Source organism: Streptomyces sp. NPDC057271, from assembly GCF_042668715.1.
Taxonomy (GTDB): Bacteria; Actinomycetota; Actinomycetes; order Streptomycetales; family Streptomycetaceae; genus Streptomyces.
In genome coordinates this window covers 67,870-88,894 of the sequence record NZ_JBHUYJ010000017.1, presented here as the reverse complement: position 1 = coordinate 88,894, position 21,025 = coordinate 67,870, and the positions used below count along the sequence as shown (strand labels likewise).

The window sequence follows — 21,025 nt, the reverse complement described above, 5'->3', positions numbered from 1 at the left end:
GGGTCGTCACCGAAGTCCGTCGACACGGACGTTGGCAGCCGACAGGTACAGGGCGTTCTTCAGCTGGAACGGCGTCAGCCGGGGACGGCTCGACAGGATGCGCGCGCAGAGACCGGCGACGAACGGGGTCGCGAAACTGTTGCCGGAGCTCCGGATCGACGTCCCGCCGAGCCAGGCCACCTCGACCTTCTGGCCCGGGGCGAAGAACTCCACCGGGGGCTCGGGGTTGTAGAGGTACAGGTTCGGGTCGTCCTCCTGGTGGCTGCCGACCGAGATCACCGAGGAGAACCGCCAGGGGAAGCTCTCCACCTGTGTGTTGTGCGCCGAGGCGACGATCACGGTCCGCTGGAAGTACGCCTCGTCGGCCAGTTTGCGCAGCTCCTCCGAGAAGCGGTCGCGTGTGGTCGACAGGCTGAGGTTCACGACGTCGAACCGCTGGTGCACAGCCCACTGGATCCCCGCGAGCAGGGCGTCCCCGCTGCCGGAGAACCGCTCACCGAGCACCCGGACGCTGGACAGCTCGCACTCCGGTGCCGTGCGCCGGATGATGCCCGCGCAGGCGGTGCCGTGGCCGCAGGCGTCCCCCTCCTCGGTCTCCTCGACGTGGATGCCGGCGTCGTCCTTGAACACGCGCCAGGCCTGGGAGACCGGGCCGACCATCGGGTGGTCCCGTTCGACACCCGAGTCGACCACGCACACCCGCACGCCGCGCCCGGTGCCGCCGACGAGACCCGGCCCGGGGGGATCCGGGGGGCCGTCGGCCTCGACGGGTACGTCGGCCGGGCCGCGTCCCCGCAGGCCCCAGGTAAGGCCGGGCACGGGTTGCTGCGGGGCGGTCATCGTACGGTCTCCCTTGCGGTTTCGGCGGTCTCGGCCGCCACGTTGTCGGCTCCTCGGCGTGGTCCGTGTCCGGCCGGGAAGCCCCGGCACAGGTCGGCCATGGCGTCGGCGCGGCGGACGGCGGGGAGATGGCCCTTGGCCGCGAAGCGCCGCCGTGCGAGCGCCGTCGCCTCGGCCGCGTGGGCCGGGCGCCCCAGGGCGAGGGCGGTGCGGGCAAGGTCGAGAGCGGCGGTTCCCTGGACGATCGGCGAGTCGGTGAGGTCCGCGGTGGCGAGTGCCCGGGCGGCAAGCCGCGTGGCGGTCGCGGCGTCTCCGCGGGCCGCGGCGATCCGGGCACGCATCCCGTCGAGGTCGGCCGAATCCGCGTTCGGCCGGCGCGGGTCGGAGTGCTCACCGTCCTCGGCCCGTCCCGGTCCGCCGCCGGTTCCGTCTGCGCCACGAGTACGGTCACCCCCGGTACGGGTGCGGTCACCTCCGCCGGTACGGGTACGGTCGCTCTCTCCCGTACCGCCGCCGTCCTCCCGTACGCCCTCCAGATCGGCGAGGTCAGCAGACGCCGTACGCCAGTCGCCGAGGTCCAGCCGGATGCGTGTGGCGTCCAGCACCGCACGGCGCCGCAGCCCCGAGGCACCCAGTTCCCGGGCCGCGGCGGCGGCCCCGTCCAGCGTCAGCAGCGCCTCCTCCCGGCGGCCGGCCAGATCGGCCACGGTCGCGGCGAAGATCGGCAGGAAGGCGTCGGCCTCCGCGTAGCCGAGTCCCTTCGCGAGGTGTTCCGCCTCGGCCAGGCAGGCCAGGGCCCCGTCCTCGTCGTCGTGGAGAGCCAGCAGCACCGCCAGCGGGCAGTTGAGCGTCAGCCGGACGGCGCGGCGGCCCGGTCCCTGGTCGGTGAGGAGATCACGGCATTGGGCCACGGCCTGCGCGACCGGTCGGGGCCCGCACCAGAGCGAGACCCCCGTCGCACCGAGGGCCGCGGCGCGCTCCGGCTCGGCGTCGTCGCGGACCGCGTGCGCCAGCGCGCGGGCGAGCAGCCGCTCGGCGTCCCCGTGCCGCCCCTCCTCCTGGCGGGCCTGGGCGAGCCGCAGGCAGGCCCTGGCCTGTCCGAGGTCGTCGTGGGCGGCCTCGAAAACCGGCAGGGTGGCGCGGGCGGCCTCGGCCGGCGACTCGGCCGGCCCGGCGAACCGGCCGGCGGAGGCCAGGGCGAGCCGGGCGTGCGCGGCCTCCACCACGGCTCCGCCGAAGGCGCCGTCACCGTTCGCCGCCGGGGCGCCGGCCAGTACCTCTTCGAGCAGCGCCTGGCCCTCCGCGGCGCGCCCCAGGTCCAGCAGCGTCTGGCCGAGCCGCCGACGTGTCGCCGTGCTGTTGGGCTCGCCGGGCTCGTACCGAGCGGTGGCCCTGGACAGCAGATCGGCGGCCCATACGGGGTCGGCGTGGGCCAGCGCCAGACGGCCCGCGTCGGCGAGCGCGTCGGCGGCGCGTCGGCGCAACTCGTCGGTGTGGGCGTCCTGGGCGCCCAGTTCGACCCGGTACCGGTGTGCCTGCTCCAGATGCGCGCCCACCGCGGCGCCACCTGCCTCGCGCACCGAAGCCAGGAGAGCGGCTCGTTCGTGCCGTTCGGCCCTGTCCTGCTTGGACTGGCAGTCGTAGACGACCTCCTGGATCAGCCCTCCGGCGAAGCGGAAGGACCTGCCGTCCGGTGTGACCAGACGGTGCCGGACCAGACGGTGCAGCGTGGCGCGGAGTTCGGCGTGGGCCCCGGATTCCAGGGGCGAGGAGGCGAGCGTCGGCGGGGGACCGGTGTGTGCCGACGAGGGACCGGCGAGCGTCGGCGGGGCGCCGGTGAATGCCGACGAGGGGACGACGGGTGGGACCGACGTGTCGGCGAGTGCCGTCAGCTCCTCGGCGGTGAAGTCGCGGCCCAGGACGGACGCCAGACCCAGGGCGCGGTGCTCGGGCGGGTCGAGTGCGTCGATGCGCGCGCCGATCAGGGCCTGCAACGGGAGCGGGACGCTGTCCGTGCCGACACCGTCTCCCGTGATCAGCAACTGCTCCAGGTGCAGTGGGTTTCCGCCCGCCCGCTCCAGGAGCTCGGGGGGCAGCGGCTCGCCGTTCGACGCGAACCCGGTCAGTTCGGTGGCGAGGAGCCGCGCCTCCTCGTCCGAGAGCCCGCCGAGCGGCACCGCGTCCGAGGCCAGTCCGGGCCGTACGTCGAGCAACTGGGGGCGGGTGAGCAGGACGACCAGGACGGCGGCGCCGGTGAGCGCGCGGACCAACTGGTCGAGGGCGTCGAAGAGGGGCTGCGCGGCCCAGTGGCAGTCGTCGATCACCAGGACCACGGGGCCCGTCCCGGAGAGCTGGGTGAGTACCTTGGCGAGTGCCGCGCAGGTGTCCGTGAGCGACGGGTTGGGGGTGCCGTCCAGGAGCAGGCCGTGGTTGAGCAACTCCAGTTCTGGTGACGGTGTGAGCCTGCCGCCCGCCTTCAGCGCGGCGGCCACGGCGTCGGCGAGCGGCCCGAGGCTGGCCTGCTCGCCCCGCGACCGGCAGCGGCCGAAGCCGTGGCGCAGACCGCCGGGTGACGCTGTCTCCAGGTCGAGCCACTCCCTGAGCAGCCGGGTCTTGCCCTGGCCCGCTTCCCCGCTGAAGACCAGTCGGCCGGCCTGGCGTGCCCGCACGACCCGGTCCAGTGCCCTGTCGAGCAGGGCGAGTTCGTGACTGCGACCGACGAAACCCAGGTCGAAGCGGCGCAGCGCCTCCGGGCTGTCCTCCTCGTCCAGGCCGAGCAGCCGGTGGGCTGTGACCCGGTCACTCTTGCCCTTGAGGAGCAGCGGGCCGGTCTCCGCCGTCCGGACGCCCGGCCCCGCCGCGCGCAGTGTGTCCGGACCGATGAGGATCTCTCCGGCGGCGGCGTTCTGCTCCAGTCGCGCGGCGACGTTGACCACCTCGCCGGAGACCATGGACTGGCGTGTGGTGGACGAACCCGCCACCACCTGGCCGGTGTTGATGCCGATGCGCATCTCGAGCCGGACGCCGAACGTCGTGTCGAGACGGGCGTTGAGTCCGGTGAGCGCCTCCCGCATGGCCAGGGCGGCGGTGATCGCCCGCCGGGCGTCGTCCTCCCGAACCGTGGGCACTCCGAAGACGGCCATCACGGCGTCTCCGATGAACTTCTCCACCGTGCCGCCCTGTTCCTCGATGCGCAGCCGCATCAGGTCGAACCAGCGGAGCGTCACCGAGCGCAGGGTCTCCGCGTCCAGTGCTCCGGAGAGTGCGGTGGAACCCACCAGATCGCAGAAGAGGGCGGTCACCACCTTGCGGCCGGTCGCCTCGGTGGTGCCCGGCACGGGAGCGCACGGGCTGCCGCAGGAGGGGCAGAACCGGGCGTCGGGCGGCAGTTCGCACCGGCACGAGGCGCAGGACATGGGTTCCTCCGTGGACAAGGGCTGGCGGGCGACCGGGCGACCCGGCGACCGGGTTACCCCGGCGACCGGGCGACCCGGCGACCCGGCGACCCGGCGGGGTCGCCGGGCGGGGTCGCCGGGCGGGCGAGGGTGGCCGGGCGGGCCGGATCAGAAGAGAGCGCCGCCCGCCACCTCGCCGGCCTGCAACTCGGCTCCGGGGATGCCGATATGGGCCTGCACCTCCGGTGCGGCCTCGTCGAGCCTTCCCTTGATGTCGATGAGCAGCGTGAGTTCCTCGGCGGTCAGGCCGCGCAGGACGTCGTGCTGTTCGTCGTTGAGGGCGTCGATGCTGAACCCTGCCGCGGCGAGAGCGGCCAGGGTGGGCTCGGACGGGGTGGGCCGTCCGGAGGCGGCGGAGTCGGGCGAGGGCGTGGGGTCGGGCGAGGGGGTGATGCCGGTCATGGGTGTCCTCCGGGGTCGGCGGCGAGGGAGAGGAAGAGCCGGGTGAGCAGGTTCGCCGTGTGGAGAGCGCTGACGGAGACCGAGGTCTGCTGGCGTGGGGTCAGGGGGAGTTCGTCGAGCACCGCGTGGAGCTCGCCGAGATGGCCGCCGTCGAGCTCCGCGTGCTCCCTGAGGGTGCGGAACGCCCCGTCCGGCAGCCCGGTGGCCTCGGCGAGGCGGTCCGCGAGCCAGGGCGCGGGCGCGTTGCCTTCCAGGACGGCCATGTAGCCGAGCAGCGTGGCAGGGTGCTCGTGCTCGATCCGGTAGTACTGCGCGCCGGCGAGTTCGGTGACGACGGGCGGCGGTACGGCGGCGGGCGCGGCGTCGACCGTGGCCAGGTCGTCGAGCAGCCAGGCGTCGTGGTCCCGTTCCTCATCCGCGTGCCGCCTGTAGTAGGCCGCGAGGCGCCGCGCGGGCGGGTCGTCGAGTTCGTCGCACCGCTCGGCGGCCCGTTGGAGCAGCGGCACCGAGGCCAGCACCAGGGGATGCATCGAGGCCAGGTAGCGGACGTACCGACCGCGCAGGCCTTCCGGTCGCCAGAGGGCCGCGGTGGCGGCCTTGAGCGCGGGGGCGCCCAGCGCCAGCTTGATGCCGAGCACGGCGGAGGGCGGCAGGTCGCGCGCGGCGGGGACCCTCGGGCCGACCCCGGCGGATCCTGCGCTGCCGGGCCCGCGGCGCGTGGCGGACGGGCCGGGCGCGGTCGTGGCCGAGGCGCTCATCGGCGGTCGCCCGCCTGTGCGGGCGCCAGTTCGACCAGGTCCGCGTAGCGGGAGCAGCCCAGCCGGCGCACCAGGGCGGCCGGGCCTGCGGCGAGCTGCTGCTCCGCGGTGAGTTCGTCGAGGAGCTTGCCGACCCGGCCGCCCGCGTCCCGTGCCGCGCCCGCGAGGACCTCCGGCCGGTCGGCGAGCCCGCGGCAGGTGTCGCAGTAGCCCTTCGGGGCGGGGGAGGCGTCGTAGCGGGCGTGCAGACGGCGGGGTCCCACGGTGCGCAGCATCCGCAGCACGGGGGAGTCCAGGGACCGTTCCCGTACGGTGGCCCAGTCGTCCTGGGCGATGTGTCCGAGGCGCAGGTGGCTGGGGACGGGCCGCCGGTCCACGGTCCACTGGCTGCAGCAGGCGACCACGGTCCCGTCGAAGGCGACCACCGGCCAGGCCGCCAGGGAGCACGAGTCCGTCGGGGAGCTTTCCGGAACGGCCGGCTTCACCCGCACCAGGCCCGCGGCGCGGCCGAGCGGCCGGATCTCGTTGACGAGCATGGGCACCCGGTCGGCGAACACGCGGCGGATGTCCGCGACGGCGTCCTCCAGGTACGGGTCGTCGGGGCCGGTCCCGGTGAGGTGGACGCTGACGGGGACGCCGGCGTCGAGGACGGCCCGGAGGGCGCGGAGGACGCCCTCGCGCGGGATCTCGCGTTCGTGGTGGGCGTCCAGGCTCGCCGAGAAGTGGTCGAGCGTGCCGATCGCCCGCATGATCCGGTCGGGTACGCGTCCCTCGCGTGCGAAGTACATCCCGCTGAGCAGTGCCACCCGGGAGCCCGCGGCGCGCGCCAGACCGGCGAGACGGGCGGCCAGCTCCGGCAGCAGCAGCGGTTCGCCGCCGGTCAGCATGACGACCTCCGGGCGGTTCGCCTCGCCGAACGAGCCGATGAAGCGCTGCAGGTGATCCGGGGCGGGTTCCTCGGCCGACGTCATGGAGGAGTCGGTGGAGCAGTGCGCGCAGCTCAGGGGGCAGCGCCGGGTGAGCGCCACCAACAGGCCGCCGCAGGGGACCGGACGCAGGCCGATGAGTTCTGCCAGCTGCATGTCTCCTCCTCCAGTCCTCCAAGCGCGTACCGCACGCCGCGCGTCCTGTGCGTACCGCGCACCGCGCGTCCTGTGCGTACCGCACGCGCAGGCCGACTCGGCACTCTGCCCTCACGCGGCAGATTTTCGGTTCACGGCCGCCTGGCAATCGGTTAAGTACCTGGTCGGGATGGGTGAGGCGGCAGGCCGGGTGCGGGAACGCGGGCGCCTGGAGGGTTCCGGCGCTGTCCCGGGCCCCGGTGTGGCGTCCGTATGCGGTCGCACGTCGGCCGTACGTCCGCCGGATCTCGGCCGTATACCGGTGTCGAACCGATGACCAGGCGTCGGCATACCGGGGATCCCTACGTTCTTCCTCAGTCGGCGCGACGGACGCCGTCAACGAAGGAGAGACACATGCCCGAGAACACGAACCCCGAGCCGGCGGACGAGGACATCGAGGTCGTCGCCCACACCGAGGAGGAGGAAGAGGAGGCGGGCAACTGCTTCACCAACAACAGCGACATGCTCCAGTGACTCGGTTCGTCGAGTCCTGAGCACTGAGCGCTGATCGGACCACCGGCCCTCGGACATCCATGCCGAGAGCCGGTGGCCCGCGGCCATCGTCCGCCCCGCCCCGAGGAAGTACCGAGTGACCCCCGTCGCCCGACCCGCACAGAGCCGGTACCCCGACACGGTTCGGCAGCACGCAGTACGAGAACTCCGCGGACCGCACGCCGACCCGCCCACCCGACAGGTGGGCCGCACCGTGCCGGGCCGCCCCGGCCGGGAGGCGTCGTGAACATCCTGCTCTGCCCGCTCAGCGACGGTGGCTACCTCTACCCGGCGATCGCCGCCGGGCGCGAACTGCGGCGCCGGGGGCACCACGTCAGCGTGCTGGGCCGGGCCTCCGCCGCACCCGTGGCGGCCGAGGCCGGGCTCCCGTTCGCCGCCGCGGAGGACTTCGGCGGGCGGCGGGCGTTCTCCGCCGCCCTGTGGGGGAAGACCGGTGTGACGCAGTACCGGGCGACCGTACGTGCCGCCCGGGCGTGCGGGGCGGATCTGCTCGTCACCTCCGTGCTGTGCAATGGCACGCTGCTCGCGGCCGAGGCGCTGGACATCCCCGTGGTGGTGGTCGGGCTCTCGGTCCACCTGTGGGACTACGGAGCGGGCGGCGACGGTGAGCCGCCGCTGGGCCGGACCCGGGAGAACCGGACGAGCGACGGGCGCCGAAGGTACGCCGAGGTGAGGGAACAGGCCGGGGCGGGGGCCCGTGCCTCCCGGTGGGGGGACAACCCACTGCTGGGCGACGCGCTGCTGCTCCGCGGCGATCCGGCGCTGGAGTACCCCGGCGCGGAACTGCCCGACCGGGTGTGGCAGGTGGGGCCCCTGGCCTGGGAGCCGACGCCCGACCAGGCCGAGGTCGAGGAGGTCAGGGACCACCTGGCGCGGTCCGGGAAGCCCGTCGTCTACGTGCACCTGGGCCGGGTCTTCGGCGGCGCCAGCCTGTGGCCCCAGCTCAACGAGACGTTCACCGGCGGCCGGTTCCAGGCCGTGGTCGAGCGGGGCCGCTCCACGCCCCCCGAGCCCGCCCCGGGCGCCGACATCCTGCCGGTCGGCAAGCCGTGGATGGGGCCGCTCGTCGACCTGGCCGGGATGGTGCTGACCAACGGCACCTCTGCCCCGGTGCTGGCCGCTCTGCTGCGCGGGCGAGCCCTCGCGGCCTCGCCCAACGGCTCCGAGCAGCCGTTGCTCACCGGCGCCTGCATGCGGGCCGGCGTGGCCGTGCGTCTGCCGAGGAACCCGTCGGCCGACTGGCCCGCGCTGCTGGAGTCGGCCTGGCAGGACGACGGCCTGAGGACCCGCGCCCGTGCACTCGGCCGCAGGCTGGCCACGGGGGACAGCGCCGCCCGCGCGGCCGACGTCGTCGAGCAAGTGGCTCAGCGATCCGCAATCCCGAAGGAGGACCATGAGTACGCGATCACCTGACCTCGACGAGGTCGGCGAGGCCGCGGAGAGGCTGTCGGTGGGCACGAGGCGGTGGATGGGGACCCACGCGGGGTACCTCGACTCCCCGGCCGCCCACGCCGAGCTGCCGGTGACCGCGCGGGTGAAGGCCCTTCTGCAACTCGGGCTGCTGTGCCACTACTGGGGAAGGGCGATTCCGGGGGAGGCCGCCCTGGGGGACGCGGTCGCGGTGGTGGACCGCGCCTGGCGGCGTCCGGACTTTCCGCTGCCCAGCGGCTTCGACCAGAGGAAGGCGCGGCACTTCCAGTTGCTGTACGCGGCCCTGGCACCGGCCGGGACCGCCACCGACGAGCACCGTGAGCTGCTCGCCCGGCTGGCGGCCGACGGCTATCTGGCGCCGGGCCGGAAGTCGCCCTACCTCCACCTGGGGGTCAGGTTCTTCGCCGATCTCGCGGGCGTCGGGCACCGGCTGGCGTCGTACCAGGAGCTGTACGAGTCCAGTCTCCTGGCACGAGCCGCCACGATGCCGGTGGCCGAGCTGGACGTCTGCGAGGTCACGGACACGGTCTTCTACCTCAGCGACTTCGGCTTCCGTGACCCCGGCCTGACCGAGGAGTCCCGGGAGCAGGCGTTGCGCGTCGTGGACCGGCTCATGGACCGGTGCGCGCGCGACGGGGCATGGGAGTACGCCGGCAAGCTCGTGCTCGCTCAGGCCTGTCTGGGCATGGACCCGCTGCGCACGCCGTCGGGGGCTGCCGGTATCCGGATGCTCGCCCACGCCCAGGCACAGGACGGCGCGATACCGGGGAAGACCTCGGCCGGGCGGGCTCCGGAGACCGCGACGCCCGAGGAGTACTTCCGTAAGGCCTATCAGGCGACCCTCGTCACGGCCCTGGTGATGACCATCATCACCGCAGGCCGGGCCGACGGGCTCGCGACGGCGGGACCATCGGCAGCACGGAGGGCGCTGTGAACCTGCGACAACTCGACCTGCCCGAGGGCGCGCGTCTCCTCGAAGGCAAGCGGAACCTGTGGTTTCTCGGTCGGGGCGGGGTCGCCCGCCTCGGCGTCCGGCACCTCACCGCCGACGGAGCACTGCGGCCCGAGACGGAAGACCGGCTGCGCGAGAGCGGCCTGTTCTCCTCCCCGCCGATCCGCTCCTACGGCCTGACCGTCCTCACCAGCACCCACTGCAACCTGGGCTGCGGATACTGCTTCCAGAACACCGCCCAGGACACGGCCGGCGGAAGCCGCCCGCCCAGGATCGCCCAGACCCGCCTCTCCTCGGAGACCATCACCTCGATCCTCGGCTTCACCGAGCGGCAGATGGCCGCGGCCGGTCTGGAGAAGCTGCGCATCCTGCTCTTCGGCGGAGAGCCGCTGCTCAATCCGCGAGGCTGCCTGGAACTGCTGGAGCGGGCCAGGGGCATCGGGATGTCCTCGGCCTGGATGATCTCCAACGCCACGCTCCTGACCCCGTGGATGGCACGGCAACTCGCCGACCTCGGACTGACCTCGATCCAGGTCACCTTCGACGGCGACCGCGCCGACCACGACCGGATCCGGATCGGCAGGGCGAACGGCAACGGCACGTTCGACACGATCGTCCGCAACATCGTCCAGGCCAGCGAGGTCTCACCGATCAAGTGGACCCTGCGGGTCAACGTCTCCCAGGAGACCTTCCACGGTGTCGACGCCCTGATCGAGCGGCTTGCGGAGGCGCTCGACCCCAGCCGCTGCGCCCTGTACTTCGCCAGGGTCGGCGACGTGGGCATCGGATTCGCCAACGACCTCCTCCACACCGGCGAGTTCACGTCCGGCTTCAGCCGGTGGCAGCGCCGGGCGCTCGACCTCGGCTTCACCGTGTCCCGCCCGGGCGCCCGCCGCCCGTGCCACACCTGCGGTCACACCGACGGCCGCTACGGAGCGGTGGTCAGCGCGGACGGAACCCTGGCCAGCTGCTGGGAGACCGCGGGCAAGCCCGACTGGGAGGTCGGCACGGTCGCCGACGGGTACCAGCCCGAGACGGTGACCCGCGACCGCTGGATCTCCTGCGAGGACCTCTACCAGTACGACGAGGACGCGCGCACCCTCGCGAGATTCCGCGACGACGTGGACGCGGCCCTGCTCGACTACCTGGACGAGACGGAGCGCCTGTAGCCATGCCATCGCCTCTTGACCAGCTCTCCGCCGGCGCACTCGACTGGGTGCGAGGGAACCTGGACCACTTCGACCCGTACGCGGCGAGCGCCCGGTCGGCGACGCACAAGCAGGCGAAGGCCGCACTGGAACTGGCGCTGCTCTGCCACTGCTCGGAGCGGCTGGACGGCACCCACGACGAGCGGCTGGGCGGCACCCACGACGAGCGGCTGGGTGAGGCGACCGCCCTGGTCCGCAAGCTCTGGCAGCATCCGGACTTCCCGCGCCTCTTCGAGACCCACCCCCAGGTCGCCTCCTCGTACGCGCTGATCTTCGCGGCGCTGGCCCCCGGCGGGATCGACGACACGGTGTGCCGGGCCGCGCTCGCACGGCTCACGCCCGACTTCCTCTCGCCACACGGCAAGTCACCCCTGAAGCGCATCGAGATCCGCTACTTCGCGGACAAGGCCGGTGTCCGCCACCAGGTCGAGCCGTACGCCGAGCTCGTCCCGCGCAGTCCGCTCGTCACCCTGCACGAGGCGGAGCCGCAGAACGGGCCGCCGCTCACCAACCCCCAGGGGTACTCCCTGACACACGCCGCCTTCTACCTCGGGGACTACGGCCGGGCCGACCCCGGGCTGACCGGCGACGCCCTGGCACGCGCCAGGGACCTGGTCTGCCGGATGCTCGGCCACTGTGTGGAGCACGATCGCTGGGACCTGGCCGCTGAACTCGTCACGACCCAGTTCATCCTGGGAATGGACCCGCTGCGCACGCCCTCGGGAGCCGCGGCCGTGGAGTGTCTGCTGCGGGCCCAGCGGGCCGACGGCGCGATCCCCGCACGGACGGCCGCGCTCAGGGGGGCGCAGACGGCTTCGGCCGAGGAGTTCTTCCAGAAGGCGTACCACCCGACGCTGGTGACCGCCCTCATGGCGCTGATCGTGTCCTCGGCGAGGCGGTCATGACGCCGCGTCTGACCCTCATCAACCGCGACTACACCCGGCTCTGGTTCGGGCAGGCGGTCTCGTCCCTCGGGGACATCGTGTTCAGTACCACCCTGGTGCTGTGGGTGGCCACCGTACTGGCGAGGGACGAGACATGGGCGCCGGCGGCGGTCAGCGGTGTCCTGCTGGCGGCCGGCGTCGCGGTGCTGTTCGTCGGTCCGATCGCGGGCGTCTTCGTCGACCGCTGGGACAAACGCCGCACGATGCTCGCCACCGAAGTGGTCCGCGGCGGGCTGGTGGCCCTGCTGACGGCCGTCTCCTTCCTGCCGGCCGGCACCCTCCCGGTCGGAGTGTGGCTCGCCCTCATCTACACGACCGTACTGGTGCTGAACGCGGCCGCCCGGTTCTTCGCACCGGCCCGTTTCACGGTCATCGCGGACGTGGTGACCGGGGACGCCGACCGTGCCCGGGCGGCAGGCATCACCCAGGCGACCAGCCAGACGGTCCTGATCGTCGGGCCGCCGCTCGCCGCGCCGTTGCTGTTCACGGTGGGCCTGCAATGGGCCCTGCTCTTCAACGCGCTCTCCTACCTGGTGTCGTACCTCGCCATCCGCGCCGTCCGGGTACCCGTACCCGTATCCACCCCCGAGGCGCGGCCGGCCGAGGAGGGCGGCACGGAGGAGCCCACCGGAAGGCGGGCCGAGGGGCGGGCCGGAGTGCTGCCGGAGTTCATGGCCGGCCTCCGCTTCTTCGCGCGCAGCAGCTTCCTGGTGGCGCTGCTGGTCATCGTGGTGATCGGCCAGTTCGGGGTCGGCGCCCTGAACACCCTCAACATCTTCTTCATCACCGAGAACCTCGACGCGTCGGCCCGCCTTTACGGCTATGTCGGCATGGCCATCGGGGTGGGCGGCATCATCGGCGCGCTGTGCGCCGGCCGGGTGGTGCAGTGGATCGGGGCGCGGCGGACCGTCTGGGTCGGCCTGCTGGTGAGCGGTGTCCTGCTGGTCGCCTATTCCCGGCAGACCGGGTTCCTGGGCGGCGCCGCCCTGCTCGTCCTCTTCACGATCCCCGTCACGATGCTGAACACCGCGACGGCACCGCTGCTGCTCGCCGCGGCGCCCGCCGCCTACCGGGGGCGGGTGTACTCCGTGTTCCAGCCGGTGACGCAGCTGGCCCTGGTGCTGTCGGCGGCGCTGTCCGGCTGGCTCGTCGGCAGCGTGCTGCTGGACTTCGAGGCCTCGGTGGCGGGCGTCCGGTTCGGTCCCATTGACACGATCTTCGCGGCGTCCGGGCTGATCATCGTGCTGTCCGGCGTCTACGCCCGGAAGACCCTCCCGCACGCGGCGACAGCCGAGGCCGGTGAGGCGGCCGGGACCAAGGGGGAGGCCACGGCCGACGGTACGGCCGGGACCGCCGGGCAGGCCGGGAAGCGGACCAGGAAAGAGGCCGGGGGCGGCGAGGTCGTCGCGCACCGCACGGCCGAGGAGGAGGAAGGGACCGCCACGCCATGAGTGAGCACCGAGTGAGCCTCGACACCCCACCCGTACAACGCCGGTACCCCCACGCGGACCGTCAGCACGTCGTGGAGGAACTCCACGGGCTGCGCGTCCCCGACCCGTACCGCTGGCTCGAGGACGCCGAGTCCGCCGAGACGCTCCGCTGGAGCGCGGAGCAGGAGGCCCTCTACGAGGCGGAGCGGGCTGCCTGGCCCGGCCTGGAGCAGTGGCAGGCGGAGGTGGCGGCGCTCGGCGCCGTCGATCGCGCGATGCCGCCCAAGGTCTGTGGCGGCAGGGTCTTCTGGCTGCGGCGGGAAGCCGGCCGGGACCATCCCGTGCTCGTGGTGGCGGACGCCGGGGCGGGCACGCCGGAGCGGTTGCTGCTGGACCCCTGTGCTCTCGATCCGTCCGGACGCACCGTGCTGGACGCCTGGCAGCCCAGCCCCGAAGGCGACCTGCTGGCCTATCAGGTCTCCCGGAACGGCACGGAGGACTCGCGGCTCTGGGTGGTCGATGTGGCCACCGGGAAGGTCGTCGACGGGCCGGTGGACCGGGTGCGGAAGTCGTCGGTCGGCTGGCTGCCCGGCGGCGAGGCGTTCTACTACGTCAGACGGCTGGACCCGCGGCTGAACCCCGGCGAGGAGCGCTACCACCGCCGCGTCTGGCTGCACCGGGTCGGGACCGCGCCCGAAGCGGACACACTGATCTTCGGCGAAGGGCGGGACAGGACCCAGTTCTACAGTGTGTCCGTGACCGCGGACGGCCGCTGGCTCGGCGTCAGGGCCACGCTCGGCTCCGGCCGGGGCGCCGACCTCTACCTCGCCGACCTGACCGAAGCCCCGCTCGACCGTCCACGCCTCCGGCCGGTGCAGGAGGACACCCGGGCGGCCACCCGCCTCCACGCGGTGTCCCGCACAGGCCCGCAGGACCTGGTGTGGCTGCGCACCGACCACGGCGCCGCCCGCGGGCGGGTCGTCGCCTGCCGTCCGTCCGAACTCCACCTGGGCCCCGACTCCTGGCGCGAGGTGATCGCCGAACGCCCCGACGCGACGCTGACCGACCTCGTCGTCGTGTCCGGACCGGAGCTGGAGCATCCGGTCGGCCTGGCCGCCTGGACTCGCCACATGGTGGCGGAGGTGACCGTGCACGATCTGGTCGACGGCCGGCAGCTGGCCACGATCCCGCTGCCCGGACCCGGCGCGGTGGTGGAGTTCTCGGCCGGCCAGGACGGGAGTCACGAGGCCTGGTTCGTCTACACCGACTTCGTCACGCCGCACCGGGTACTCCGCTTCGACGCGCGGACGTACCGTGTGACGCCCTGGGAACGCGAGGCCCACGAGGCTCCGGAGATCACCGGCGCGGTCACCCGCCAGGTCGCCTTCCCGTCCCGGGACGGTACGACCGTGCGGATGTTCGTGATCTCGCCCACGGGCCGTCCGGACGTCACGCGCCCCGCTCTGGTCACCGGATACGGCGGCTTCCGCGCGACCATGTCACCCCGGTACCGGGCCCAGGTCCTGGCCTGGGTCAGGGCGGGCGGCGTCTTCGCCTGGACGGGGCTGCGCGGCGGCGGAGAGGAGGGCGAGGCGTGGCACCGGGGCGGCAGCGGGGCGAACAAGCAGAACACCTTCGACGACCTGGCCGCCGCCACCGACCTCCTGGTCTCGGAGGGCTGGACCGAACCGGGCCGGATCGCGATCATGGGCGCCTCCAACGGCGGGTTGCTGGTCGGCGCGGCCCTCACCCAGCAGCCCGAGAAGTACGCCGCCGCGGTGTGCCGGGCCCCGCTCCTGGACATGGTCCGGTACGAGCTGTCCGGACTCGGGCCCAGCTGGGTGCCCGAGTACGGCAGCGCGCAGGACCCCGCGCAGCTGCGGACCCTGCTCGGCTACTCCCCCTACCACCGGGTCACACCCGGCATCCCGTACCCGGCTGTGCTGCTGGCGGCCGCGGACGGCGACACCAGGACCGACCCGCTGCACGCGCGCAAGATGTGCGCCGCGCTGCAGCACGCCACGACCGGTGCCGGACCGGTCCTGCTCCGCCTGGAGCGTGGCGTGGGGCACGGCGCCCGCGCCCTCTCGCGCGCGGTGGCCATGGAGGCCGAGTGCCTCGCCTTCCTGGCCGCGCAGGTGGGCCTCGCCGCGCCGAGCCGCCCCGGCGGGGAGGCGCGGTGAGGGCGCGGGCGCGGGTGTCCTGACCGGAGGCGGGGGCGTGGTGGACGTGCTCACCCCGGGGTGAGCAGCGGGCTCCTGTACCGCACGTCCAGCGCGTCGTGGGGGTTCTGCGGGAGCTGTGCCGTGCGCGCGTCCCCCGAAGCCCGTGCCGTGCGCGCGTCCGTCGTGTCCTGGGTGTCGTGGGCCTGCGGTGCCTGCCGTGCGTACATTCTCACCAGGAGCGGCAGTTCGTACTGCGCCGCGTGCGAGGTGACCTCGCCTCCGGGGGAGGCCACCACCCCGGCGTCGATGAGGGTCTCCACCACCCGCACGGCCCGCCGCTCGTCGCACCCGAGGGCCCCGGCGGCCTCGGTCAGACCGAACGGGCCGTCCCCGGTGCCCGCGGCCAGCCGTGCCGCGTTCCGGCCGCACTCCGGAGGCAGCGCTTCCCAGCCCCGGGCCAGCCATCGCCGTACGGAGACGTCCCCGGCCGTCAGCTCGTCCAGCGCGCCGACGGGGTCGGCGAGTCGGTCCGCGAACTCCCGCAGCGGCACATGTCGAAGCACCGCCAGTCGCATGCCGCTCACCCGGACCGCCAGCGGAGACCCGCCGCAGGCCCGCACGATCCGCAGCGCGGCCTCCCGGTCGGCCCGGACCCGGCCCTGTCCGATGAGCCCGCCGAGCAGCTCCAGGGCCTCGGCGGAGCTCAGCGGCGGCACGGCGATCCGGTGGACGGGCGCCAGACCGCCCAGCTGGCCGTGTGCGGTGAGCAGCACCCTGCCGTGCCCGCCACAGGGCAGCAGCGGTCGTACGGCGCGTTCGTCCGGTGCGTCGTCCAGGATCACCAGCGCGTGGTGCGCGGCGAGCCACTCCCGCCACGCCTGGGGCGACAAGGGCCGGCCGTGGCCGGTCATGGTGGCGAGCTGGGCGAGCACCGCGTCCAGCGGGCGAGGCCCGCCCTCCGCGTCCCGCAGGGAGACACAGAACCGTCCGTCCTCGAAGCGGTCACCCGACAGATGCGCGGCCCGCACCGCCAGCGTGGTCTTTCCCGCCCCGGCGGGACCGGACAGCAGGACGACACCGGGGGAGCCGTCACCCTCCAGCAGCCCGAGCAGACCCCGTATCTCCTCGCCGTGCCCGGTGAAGTCCGCGATGCCGGGGGGCAGGACCGTCCCCGGCGCTTCGCGGGAGGCAGCCGGAGCACCCGGCAGCCGGGAGGCACCGTCCGTTCCGGACTCCCCGCCCGCCAGGATCGCCCGGTACCGGGCGGTGATGACCCCGCCCGGCTCCAAGCCCAGTTCCCTGGCCAGGAGCTGCCGGTAGTCGTCGTACACGGCGAGTGCCTCGGCCTGCCGGCCGGACCCGCTCAGCGCGCACATCCAGGCGGACCTGAGCCGCTCGCGCATCGGGTGGCGCTCCACCAGATCGCGCAGTCCCTCGACGACCACGGACGCGCCACCCAGCGCCAACTCCGCGTCGGCCCAGTTCTCGTACGCCGACAGCCGTCGCAGTTCCAGCTGCTCCGCCTCCTCCGCGAGGCGGGGCGACTGCCGCAGGTCGCCGAGTGGCGGCCCTTGCCACAGGTCGAGAGCCTGGCGCAGCTGCCGGGCGGCGGTCGCAAGCCGCTGTCCCTCGGCGGTCCGCACCAGCGAGTGGAACCGCATGACGTCCAACTCGTCCTCGGCCACGCGCAGCACGTATCCCCCACACGTGTGGGTGAGTCGTGGTTGATCCCGGCCGTCCTCCGTCAGCAGCGCGCGCAGGGCGCTCACGTACACCTGGAGGTTCTTGCGGGCCGTACGAGGGGGCTCCTCCGGCCAGACCGCGTCCGTCAACACGTCGACGGAGACCGGGCTGTTGGGGGAGCCCAGCAGGGTCGCCAGCACGATCCGCTGTTTGAACGGGCCGAGGGGCAGCGCCTGGGAGTCCCGGTGGACCGTGAGTGGTCCGAGGAGGGAGAAACGGAGTGTGCCGGGGGGCGCTGCGGGCTGTGCGAAGGGACGCGGCATGGGGCGAACCTCCGTGTGGAGAGCGAGGGGGGGTGTGCGTTCGATGTTCCGTCGCCAGGACGAATCGCGCATCGGGGGCGAGCCCGCACAGTTCCGCCGGCCCCACCCCCATGTTCACGGCGTCGGACCCCCATACGAGCGGGCGCCGCACCCTCAAGGACCGTGTCGAGCCCCCATGTTGCCGTGGGGCCCCCGCTGCCGTCCGCTCTCCTCCTCCTGAGCCCGGGGCGGGGCGGCGGGAGACCGCCGGGGGAGCGCCGCCGGGCCGGGGCCCACGTGTGCGGTCGTGGTGCCGCTTCGTCGTGCCGCCGATCCGTCGTGCCGCCGCGTCGCGCCGCCGATCCGTCGTGCCGCCGCGTCGCGCCGCCGATTCGTCGTGCCGAGTCGACGAGCGCCGTCGATGTGGAGGGCCGACGTGTGGAGCAGTCGCTCAGTCCTGCGCCTGTTCCGCCGAGAACGCGCACAGTGCCGAACGGTCCGCGCAGCCCGTCTTGGCCAGCAGGCTCGCCATGTGCTTCTCCACGGTCCGGGGTGAGATGCACAGGCGCTGGGCGATGAGCTGGTTGCCCGGCCGGTCCGTCAGCAGCGCGAACACCTCGTACTCGCGCGGCGTCACCCCAGCCCTTCGCAGCCTCGCGGGGATCAGCTCCCGCCCGCCGCGGCGCTGCTGGACGCTCACCCCCGCCTGCCGGAGCACCGCTCGGCAGGCCCCGGCCATGGGCTGGACCCCCGCCCCGTGGAAGTACTCCTCGGCGGTCCGCAGCCAGGTCACCGGCTCCCCCCAGCCGTCGGCCAGCGCCGCCTCCGCGGTGAGCCGCAGCGCCAGGTGCCACGCCTGTGCGAACACCCCCGCCGCGCGCCCGGCCGTCTCCACGGCGCGCAGTGCGCCTTCCGGGTCGCCGGCCCTGCCCCGCAGCACCGCGTCCGCCATACCCAGGAACATTCTGTTCCAGGCCAGTTGCGCGCCCGGCGAGGCCATCGCCTCCTGGTACGCCTCCTGGCCGTCGGGCGCGTCGTCCAGGACGCGCAGCAGGGGGCGTAGCCCGTACCGGCCGCTCAGATAGAAGAAGCTGGGGTGTTCCCGCTCCCACACCAGCGCCGCGTCCAGCTCGGCCAGCGCCCGCTCCCGGTCCTCCTCCATCAGTGCGCCGAAGCCCTGGCACAGTCCCCGTTGCAGGGGTACGAGCATCGACTCCTCACCGCCCGCCCGGCGGAACCGGACCAGTGCCCGGTCCCGGTCGCGGCCCCGCCCCTGGTGCGCCGCGAGCGTGGCGTCGACCAGCAGCAGATAGCGGTGGGCCGACAGGTTCTGCAGCCGGGCACTGGCCTCCAGGGACCTGTCGACGATCTCCCGGGCCCGGTCCCACCGACCTCCCAGCACGGCCTGCATGGCAAGGAGACCGTCCACGGTCTGCTGCAGGGCCAACGATCCCAGCTCGTGGGCGGCCGTACGGGCCGATTCCAGCCGGGTCGCCTCCCCGGTCCGCATGAACGCGTTGGTGCCGAGACGGACCAGGGCCTCGGCCCGCCACACGGGGAGTCGGTGTTCCTCCGCGACGGCCAGCATCCGCTCCAGGCACATGTCGGCCTCGTCGAAACCGCGTTCCCGGGACAGCAGGGCCAGCAGCTGCCACGCCTGGCAGGCCACCACCGGCAGGCCGCGTTCCTCGGCGGTCAGCGCGGCACGCTCGGCGGAACGTTCCGCCACCCTCAGCCGCGCGCGGCCGTCCCGGTAACCGCGATCGCCCCGGTCGCCTTGGTCGTCCCGGCCGTCCTGGTCGTCCCGGCCGTCCGGGCGGCCGTGGCCGTGGCCACCGTCCCTGTCGTCCCGGTCGTGCCCGCCCTCCCCGCCCGGGAGCAGGGCCAGATGGCCCTCCACCACGGCGAGCGCCGCCTCCTGCTCCGGCCCCGCCCCGGACCCCAGCAGGGCGCGGGCCGCCCGGATCCGGCGGTAGGCCTCGTCCTGCTGCTCCGCCATGGTCGCCACCCAGGCGACCCGTATGTGCGCCTGAGCCCGTTCCCGCGCCGCGTGAGACCCCGTGGGCACCGGAGGCAGATCGTCGAGCAGAGCCGCCGCCGCGTCGAGCCGCCCGGACTGGGCCTGGGCGACCGCCAGTTCCACGGTGACCGTGTCCCGCTCCCCGTCGGCCGCCAGTCCCCGGGCGCGCTCCAGCAAAACCGCCGCCGAGCCGGAGGCCCCGGCTGCCAGCATCTGCCGTCCGACGAGCGCGAACTGTCGCGAGGCCGCCGTCCCGTCACCGGCCGCCAGCCGCAAGGTCGCCACCAACTGGCGTTCCTCGCTGGACAGTTCGCCCCCGCCCTCCTCGATGGTCAGGGCGGCACGCCGGGCCAGCGCGCCCTGCTCGGCCGGCGGCAGTGAAGCGCGGAGGGCGTCCGCGGTCAGGACGTGACGGAACGTGTAGTGGTCGTGAGCGGCCCCGTCCGGGGCGATGATCCCCGCCTCCGACGCGGACCGGAGATGGGCGAACAGCGCCCGGTCGTCGAACCCGGTCACCGCCTTCAGCACGCTGACGGAGAACTGTCCGCCGAGCGTCGCCGCCGTGAGCAGCAGTTCCCGCACGGGCTCGTCGAACCGGTCGAGCCGCCGGGCCCAGCTGCGGACGATCACCGTCGGTACGGTCGCCTCGCCGTGCTCCGCGAGCCGCCACCCCTCGTCGGTCCTGCCCAGCCGGCCCGTGTCCACGAGGTCGGCCAGGAGCACCTCCACCAGATACGGGTTCCCGCCCGCCCGCCGAGAGAGCCGCTGGTGGGCGGCCGGGGGCACCTCATCCGGCGCGGCGTCCAGACACGCGTCGACCATGTCCCGTACGGCCGCGTCGTCGAGCGGGCCCAGCTCCCGCACCGAGGCGGTGTTACGGAGTTCGGCGGCGAGCACCAGGTCCAGCGCCGGGCCGGGGTCCGGGCGGAGCGTGCCGACCAGCAGGACCGGCAGGTCCGCCAGGTTGTCGACCAGGTACTCCACGACCGCGATCGTCTCGGTGTCGGAGTCGTGCAGATCCTCCAGCAGGATCACGCAGCCCCGCTCCCTGCCGAGCACCGCGAGCAGCCTGAGCAGGGCCTCGGCCAGCTCGACCAGCGAGTTGGGATAGCCGGGCGTCGACGCCCCGCCCCGCCACTCCGGTACGAGAGCGGCGAGCGCGGGCCGATAGGGCGCGAGTTCCGGGTCGTCCGGCGTGCCTGCCGCCCGGAACCGTGAGGACAGCGCTTCGACCAGCGGTCGGAAGGGGACGACGAGCCCGGTCGAGGTGCCGCGGCCGCGCAGCACGGGCATGTCGCGGGTGTAGGCACCCAAAGCGCACTCGCCGACCAGCCGGGACTTGCCGATCCCCGCCTCACCGACGAGGAACACGGCCCGCCCCGCGCCCTTCCCGACGCCGTCCAGGGCGTCCCTCAGCAGCCCGATCTCGGCGTCTCGCCCGACGATGACCGACGACGTCACTCGCATGGGCGCATGGTACGTGAACCGTTTCGACTGCGGCAGAGGCCCGGAATCCTCCCGGGCCCTCCGGACAGCTCGTCAGAAACGGTTTCCCGTAGTGCCGTCGGCCGAGGAACGGGTCTCCTACGACAGAGTGAAGGTGCCGGTCGTGAACGCCACGTCCACGGCTCCGTCGGTGCTGCGGTCCGGGGTTCTGAGCAGTCGGCTCCGCAGGCCGAGCACGCCGCTCAGCCCGAGCGTCACCTCGCCCAACGGGTGGTCCTGGGCGGCCACCTCGGTCCGGGAGCCGCCGTCGACGTACGTCACCGTGTCACTGATCTGCATGATCTCCACCTTGCCG

Annotated in this window: 14 protein-coding genes; 6 read left to right on the top strand and 8 right to left on the bottom strand. The window is 73.7% G+C overall.

All coding sequences use genetic code 11. The features are described 5' to 3' along the window. Positions 1–6: 6 nt before the first annotated feature. The 5 genes from ACFUJR_RS11480 to ACFUJR_RS11460 all read right to left on the bottom strand — a co-directional run bounded on the left by ACFUJR_RS11480 (position 7) and on the right by ACFUJR_RS11460 (position 6,537). Complete coding sequence (locus ACFUJR_RS11480; RefSeq protein ID WP_383177786.1) at positions 7–840, bottom strand: S8 family serine peptidase; 834 nt, start codon at positions 838–840, stop codon at positions 7–9. Next, positions 837–4,256 (bottom strand): adenylate/guanylate cyclase domain-containing protein, encoded by a 3,420-nt coding sequence (locus ACFUJR_RS11475; RefSeq protein WP_383450332.1) that lies wholly within the window; start codon positions 4,254–4,256, stop codon positions 837–839. Before ACFUJR_RS11475 ends, ACFUJR_RS11480 begins: the two co-directional genes overlap by 4 nt. A 147-nt stretch (positions 4,257–4,403) precedes the next feature. Then, entirely contained in the window at positions 4,404–4,697 is a 294-nt protein-coding gene (locus ACFUJR_RS11470; RefSeq protein WP_383165162.1) for an aroma-sacti cluster domain-containing protein, read from the bottom strand. Continuing rightward, positions 4,694–5,455 carry an iron-containing redox enzyme family protein gene (locus ACFUJR_RS11465; RefSeq protein ID WP_383165164.1) on the bottom strand — a complete coding sequence of 254 codons (762 nt, stop codon included), beginning with the start codon at positions 5,453–5,455 and terminating at the stop codon, positions 4,694–4,696. The genes ACFUJR_RS11470 and ACFUJR_RS11465 overlap by 4 nt, the downstream gene beginning before the upstream one ends. Next, entirely contained in the window at positions 5,452–6,537 is a 1,086-nt protein-coding gene (locus ACFUJR_RS11460; RefSeq protein WP_383165167.1) for a radical SAM protein, read from the bottom strand. Before ACFUJR_RS11460 ends, ACFUJR_RS11465 begins: the two co-directional genes overlap by 4 nt. A 774-nt stretch (positions 6,538–7,311) precedes the next feature. Here ACFUJR_RS11460 and ACFUJR_RS11455 point away from each other — a divergent pair. The 6 genes from ACFUJR_RS11455 to ACFUJR_RS11430 are packed head-to-tail and all read left to right on the top strand — an operon-like array spanning position 7,312 to position 15,237. Beyond that, positions 7,312–8,502 (top strand): glycosyltransferase, encoded by a 1,191-nt coding sequence (locus ACFUJR_RS11455; RefSeq protein WP_383165170.1) that lies wholly within the window; start codon positions 7,312–7,314, stop codon positions 8,500–8,502. Further along, the gene (locus tag ACFUJR_RS11450) at positions 8,483–9,454 is read left to right on the top strand and encodes a DUF6895 family protein (protein ID WP_383165172.1); all 972 of its coding nucleotides are present in this window, start codon (positions 8,483–8,485) and stop codon (positions 9,452–9,454) included. Before ACFUJR_RS11455 ends, ACFUJR_RS11450 begins: the two co-directional genes overlap by 20 nt. Next, entirely contained in the window at positions 9,451–10,641 is a 1,191-nt protein-coding gene (locus ACFUJR_RS11445; RefSeq protein WP_383165175.1) for a radical SAM protein, read from the top strand. The genes ACFUJR_RS11450 and ACFUJR_RS11445 overlap by 4 nt, the downstream gene beginning before the upstream one ends. A 2-nt stretch (positions 10,642–10,643) precedes the next feature. Next, positions 10,644–11,585, top strand: a complete 942-nt coding sequence (locus ACFUJR_RS11440; RefSeq protein WP_383165178.1) for a DUF6895 family protein — start codon at positions 10,644–10,646, stop codon at positions 11,583–11,585. Next, positions 11,582–13,075, top strand: coding sequence for an MFS transporter (locus ACFUJR_RS11435; RefSeq protein WP_383165181.1), 1,494 nt, complete (start codon positions 11,582–11,584; stop codon positions 13,073–13,075). The genes ACFUJR_RS11440 and ACFUJR_RS11435 overlap by 4 nt, the downstream gene beginning before the upstream one ends. Beyond that, positions 13,072–15,237: a prolyl oligopeptidase family protein gene (locus ACFUJR_RS11430; RefSeq protein WP_383165184.1), complete on the top strand. Its 2,166-nt coding sequence runs from the start codon at positions 13,072–13,074 to the stop codon at positions 15,235–15,237. Before ACFUJR_RS11435 ends, ACFUJR_RS11430 begins: the two co-directional genes overlap by 4 nt. 50 nt (positions 15,238–15,287) lie before the next feature. Here ACFUJR_RS11430 and ACFUJR_RS11425 read toward each other — a convergent pair whose 3' ends face one another. The 3 genes from ACFUJR_RS11425 to ACFUJR_RS11415 all read right to left on the bottom strand — a co-directional run bounded on the left by ACFUJR_RS11425 (position 15,288) and on the right by ACFUJR_RS11415 (position 21,009). Further along, on the bottom strand, positions 15,288–17,225 hold the full coding sequence (locus tag ACFUJR_RS11425) for a BTAD domain-containing putative transcriptional regulator (protein ID WP_383165187.1): 1,938 nt from the start codon (positions 17,223–17,225) through the stop codon (positions 15,288–15,290). A 430-nt stretch (positions 17,226–17,655) separates the two neighbouring features. Next, positions 17,656–20,691, bottom strand: a complete 3,036-nt coding sequence (locus ACFUJR_RS11420; protein ID WP_383165190.1) for a helix-turn-helix transcriptional regulator — start codon at positions 20,689–20,691, stop codon at positions 17,656–17,658. Between the two features lie 117 nt (positions 20,692–20,808). Further along, positions 20,809–21,009, bottom strand: coding sequence for a hypothetical protein (locus tag ACFUJR_RS11415; RefSeq protein ID WP_383165193.1), 201 nt, complete (start codon positions 21,007–21,009; stop codon positions 20,809–20,811). Positions 21,010–21,025 lie beyond the last annotated feature (16 nt).

What these genes read in the sequence shown, in the direction of transcription:
- ACFUJR_RS11420 (WP_383165190.1), bottom strand. Translation starts at nt 20,691, where the DNA reads ATGCGAGTGACGTCGTCGGTCATCGTCGGGCGAGACGCCGAGATCGGG.
- ACFUJR_RS11435 (WP_383165181.1), top strand. Translation starts at nt 11,582, where the DNA reads ATGACGCCGCGTCTGACCCTCATCAACCGCGACTACACCCGGCTCTGG.
- ACFUJR_RS11480 (WP_383177786.1), bottom strand. Translation starts at nt 840, where the DNA reads ATGACCGCCCCGCAGCAACCCGTGCCCGGCCTTACCTGGGGCCTGCGG.
- ACFUJR_RS11470 (WP_383165162.1), bottom strand. Translation starts at nt 4,697, where the DNA reads ATGACCGGCATCACCCCCTCGCCCGACCCCACGCCCTCGCCCGACTCC.
- ACFUJR_RS11460 (WP_383165167.1), bottom strand. Translation starts at nt 6,537, where the DNA reads ATGCAGCTGGCAGAACTCATCGGCCTGCGTCCGGTCCCCTGCGGCGGC.
- ACFUJR_RS11450 (WP_383165172.1), top strand. Translation starts at nt 8,483, where the DNA reads ATGAGTACGCGATCACCTGACCTCGACGAGGTCGGCGAGGCCGCGGAG.
- ACFUJR_RS11430 (WP_383165184.1), top strand. Translation starts at nt 13,072, where the DNA reads ATGAGTGAGCACCGAGTGAGCCTCGACACCCCACCCGTACAACGCCGG.
- ACFUJR_RS11440 (WP_383165178.1), top strand. Translation starts at nt 10,644, where the DNA reads ATGCCATCGCCTCTTGACCAGCTCTCCGCCGGCGCACTCGACTGGGTG.
- ACFUJR_RS11475 (WP_383450332.1), bottom strand. Translation starts at nt 4,256, where the DNA reads ATGTCCTGCGCCTCGTGCCGGTGCGAACTGCCGCCCGACGCCCGGTTC.
- ACFUJR_RS11465 (WP_383165164.1), bottom strand. Translation starts at nt 5,455, where the DNA reads ATGAGCGCCTCGGCCACGACCGCGCCCGGCCCGTCCGCCACGCGCCGC.
- ACFUJR_RS11415 (WP_383165193.1), bottom strand. Translation starts at nt 21,009, where the DNA reads ATGCAGATCAGTGACACGGTGACGTACGTCGACGGCGGCTCCCGGACC.
- ACFUJR_RS11425 (WP_383165187.1), bottom strand. Translation starts at nt 17,225, where the DNA reads ATGCCGCGTCCCTTCGCACAGCCCGCAGCGCCCCCCGGCACACTCCGT.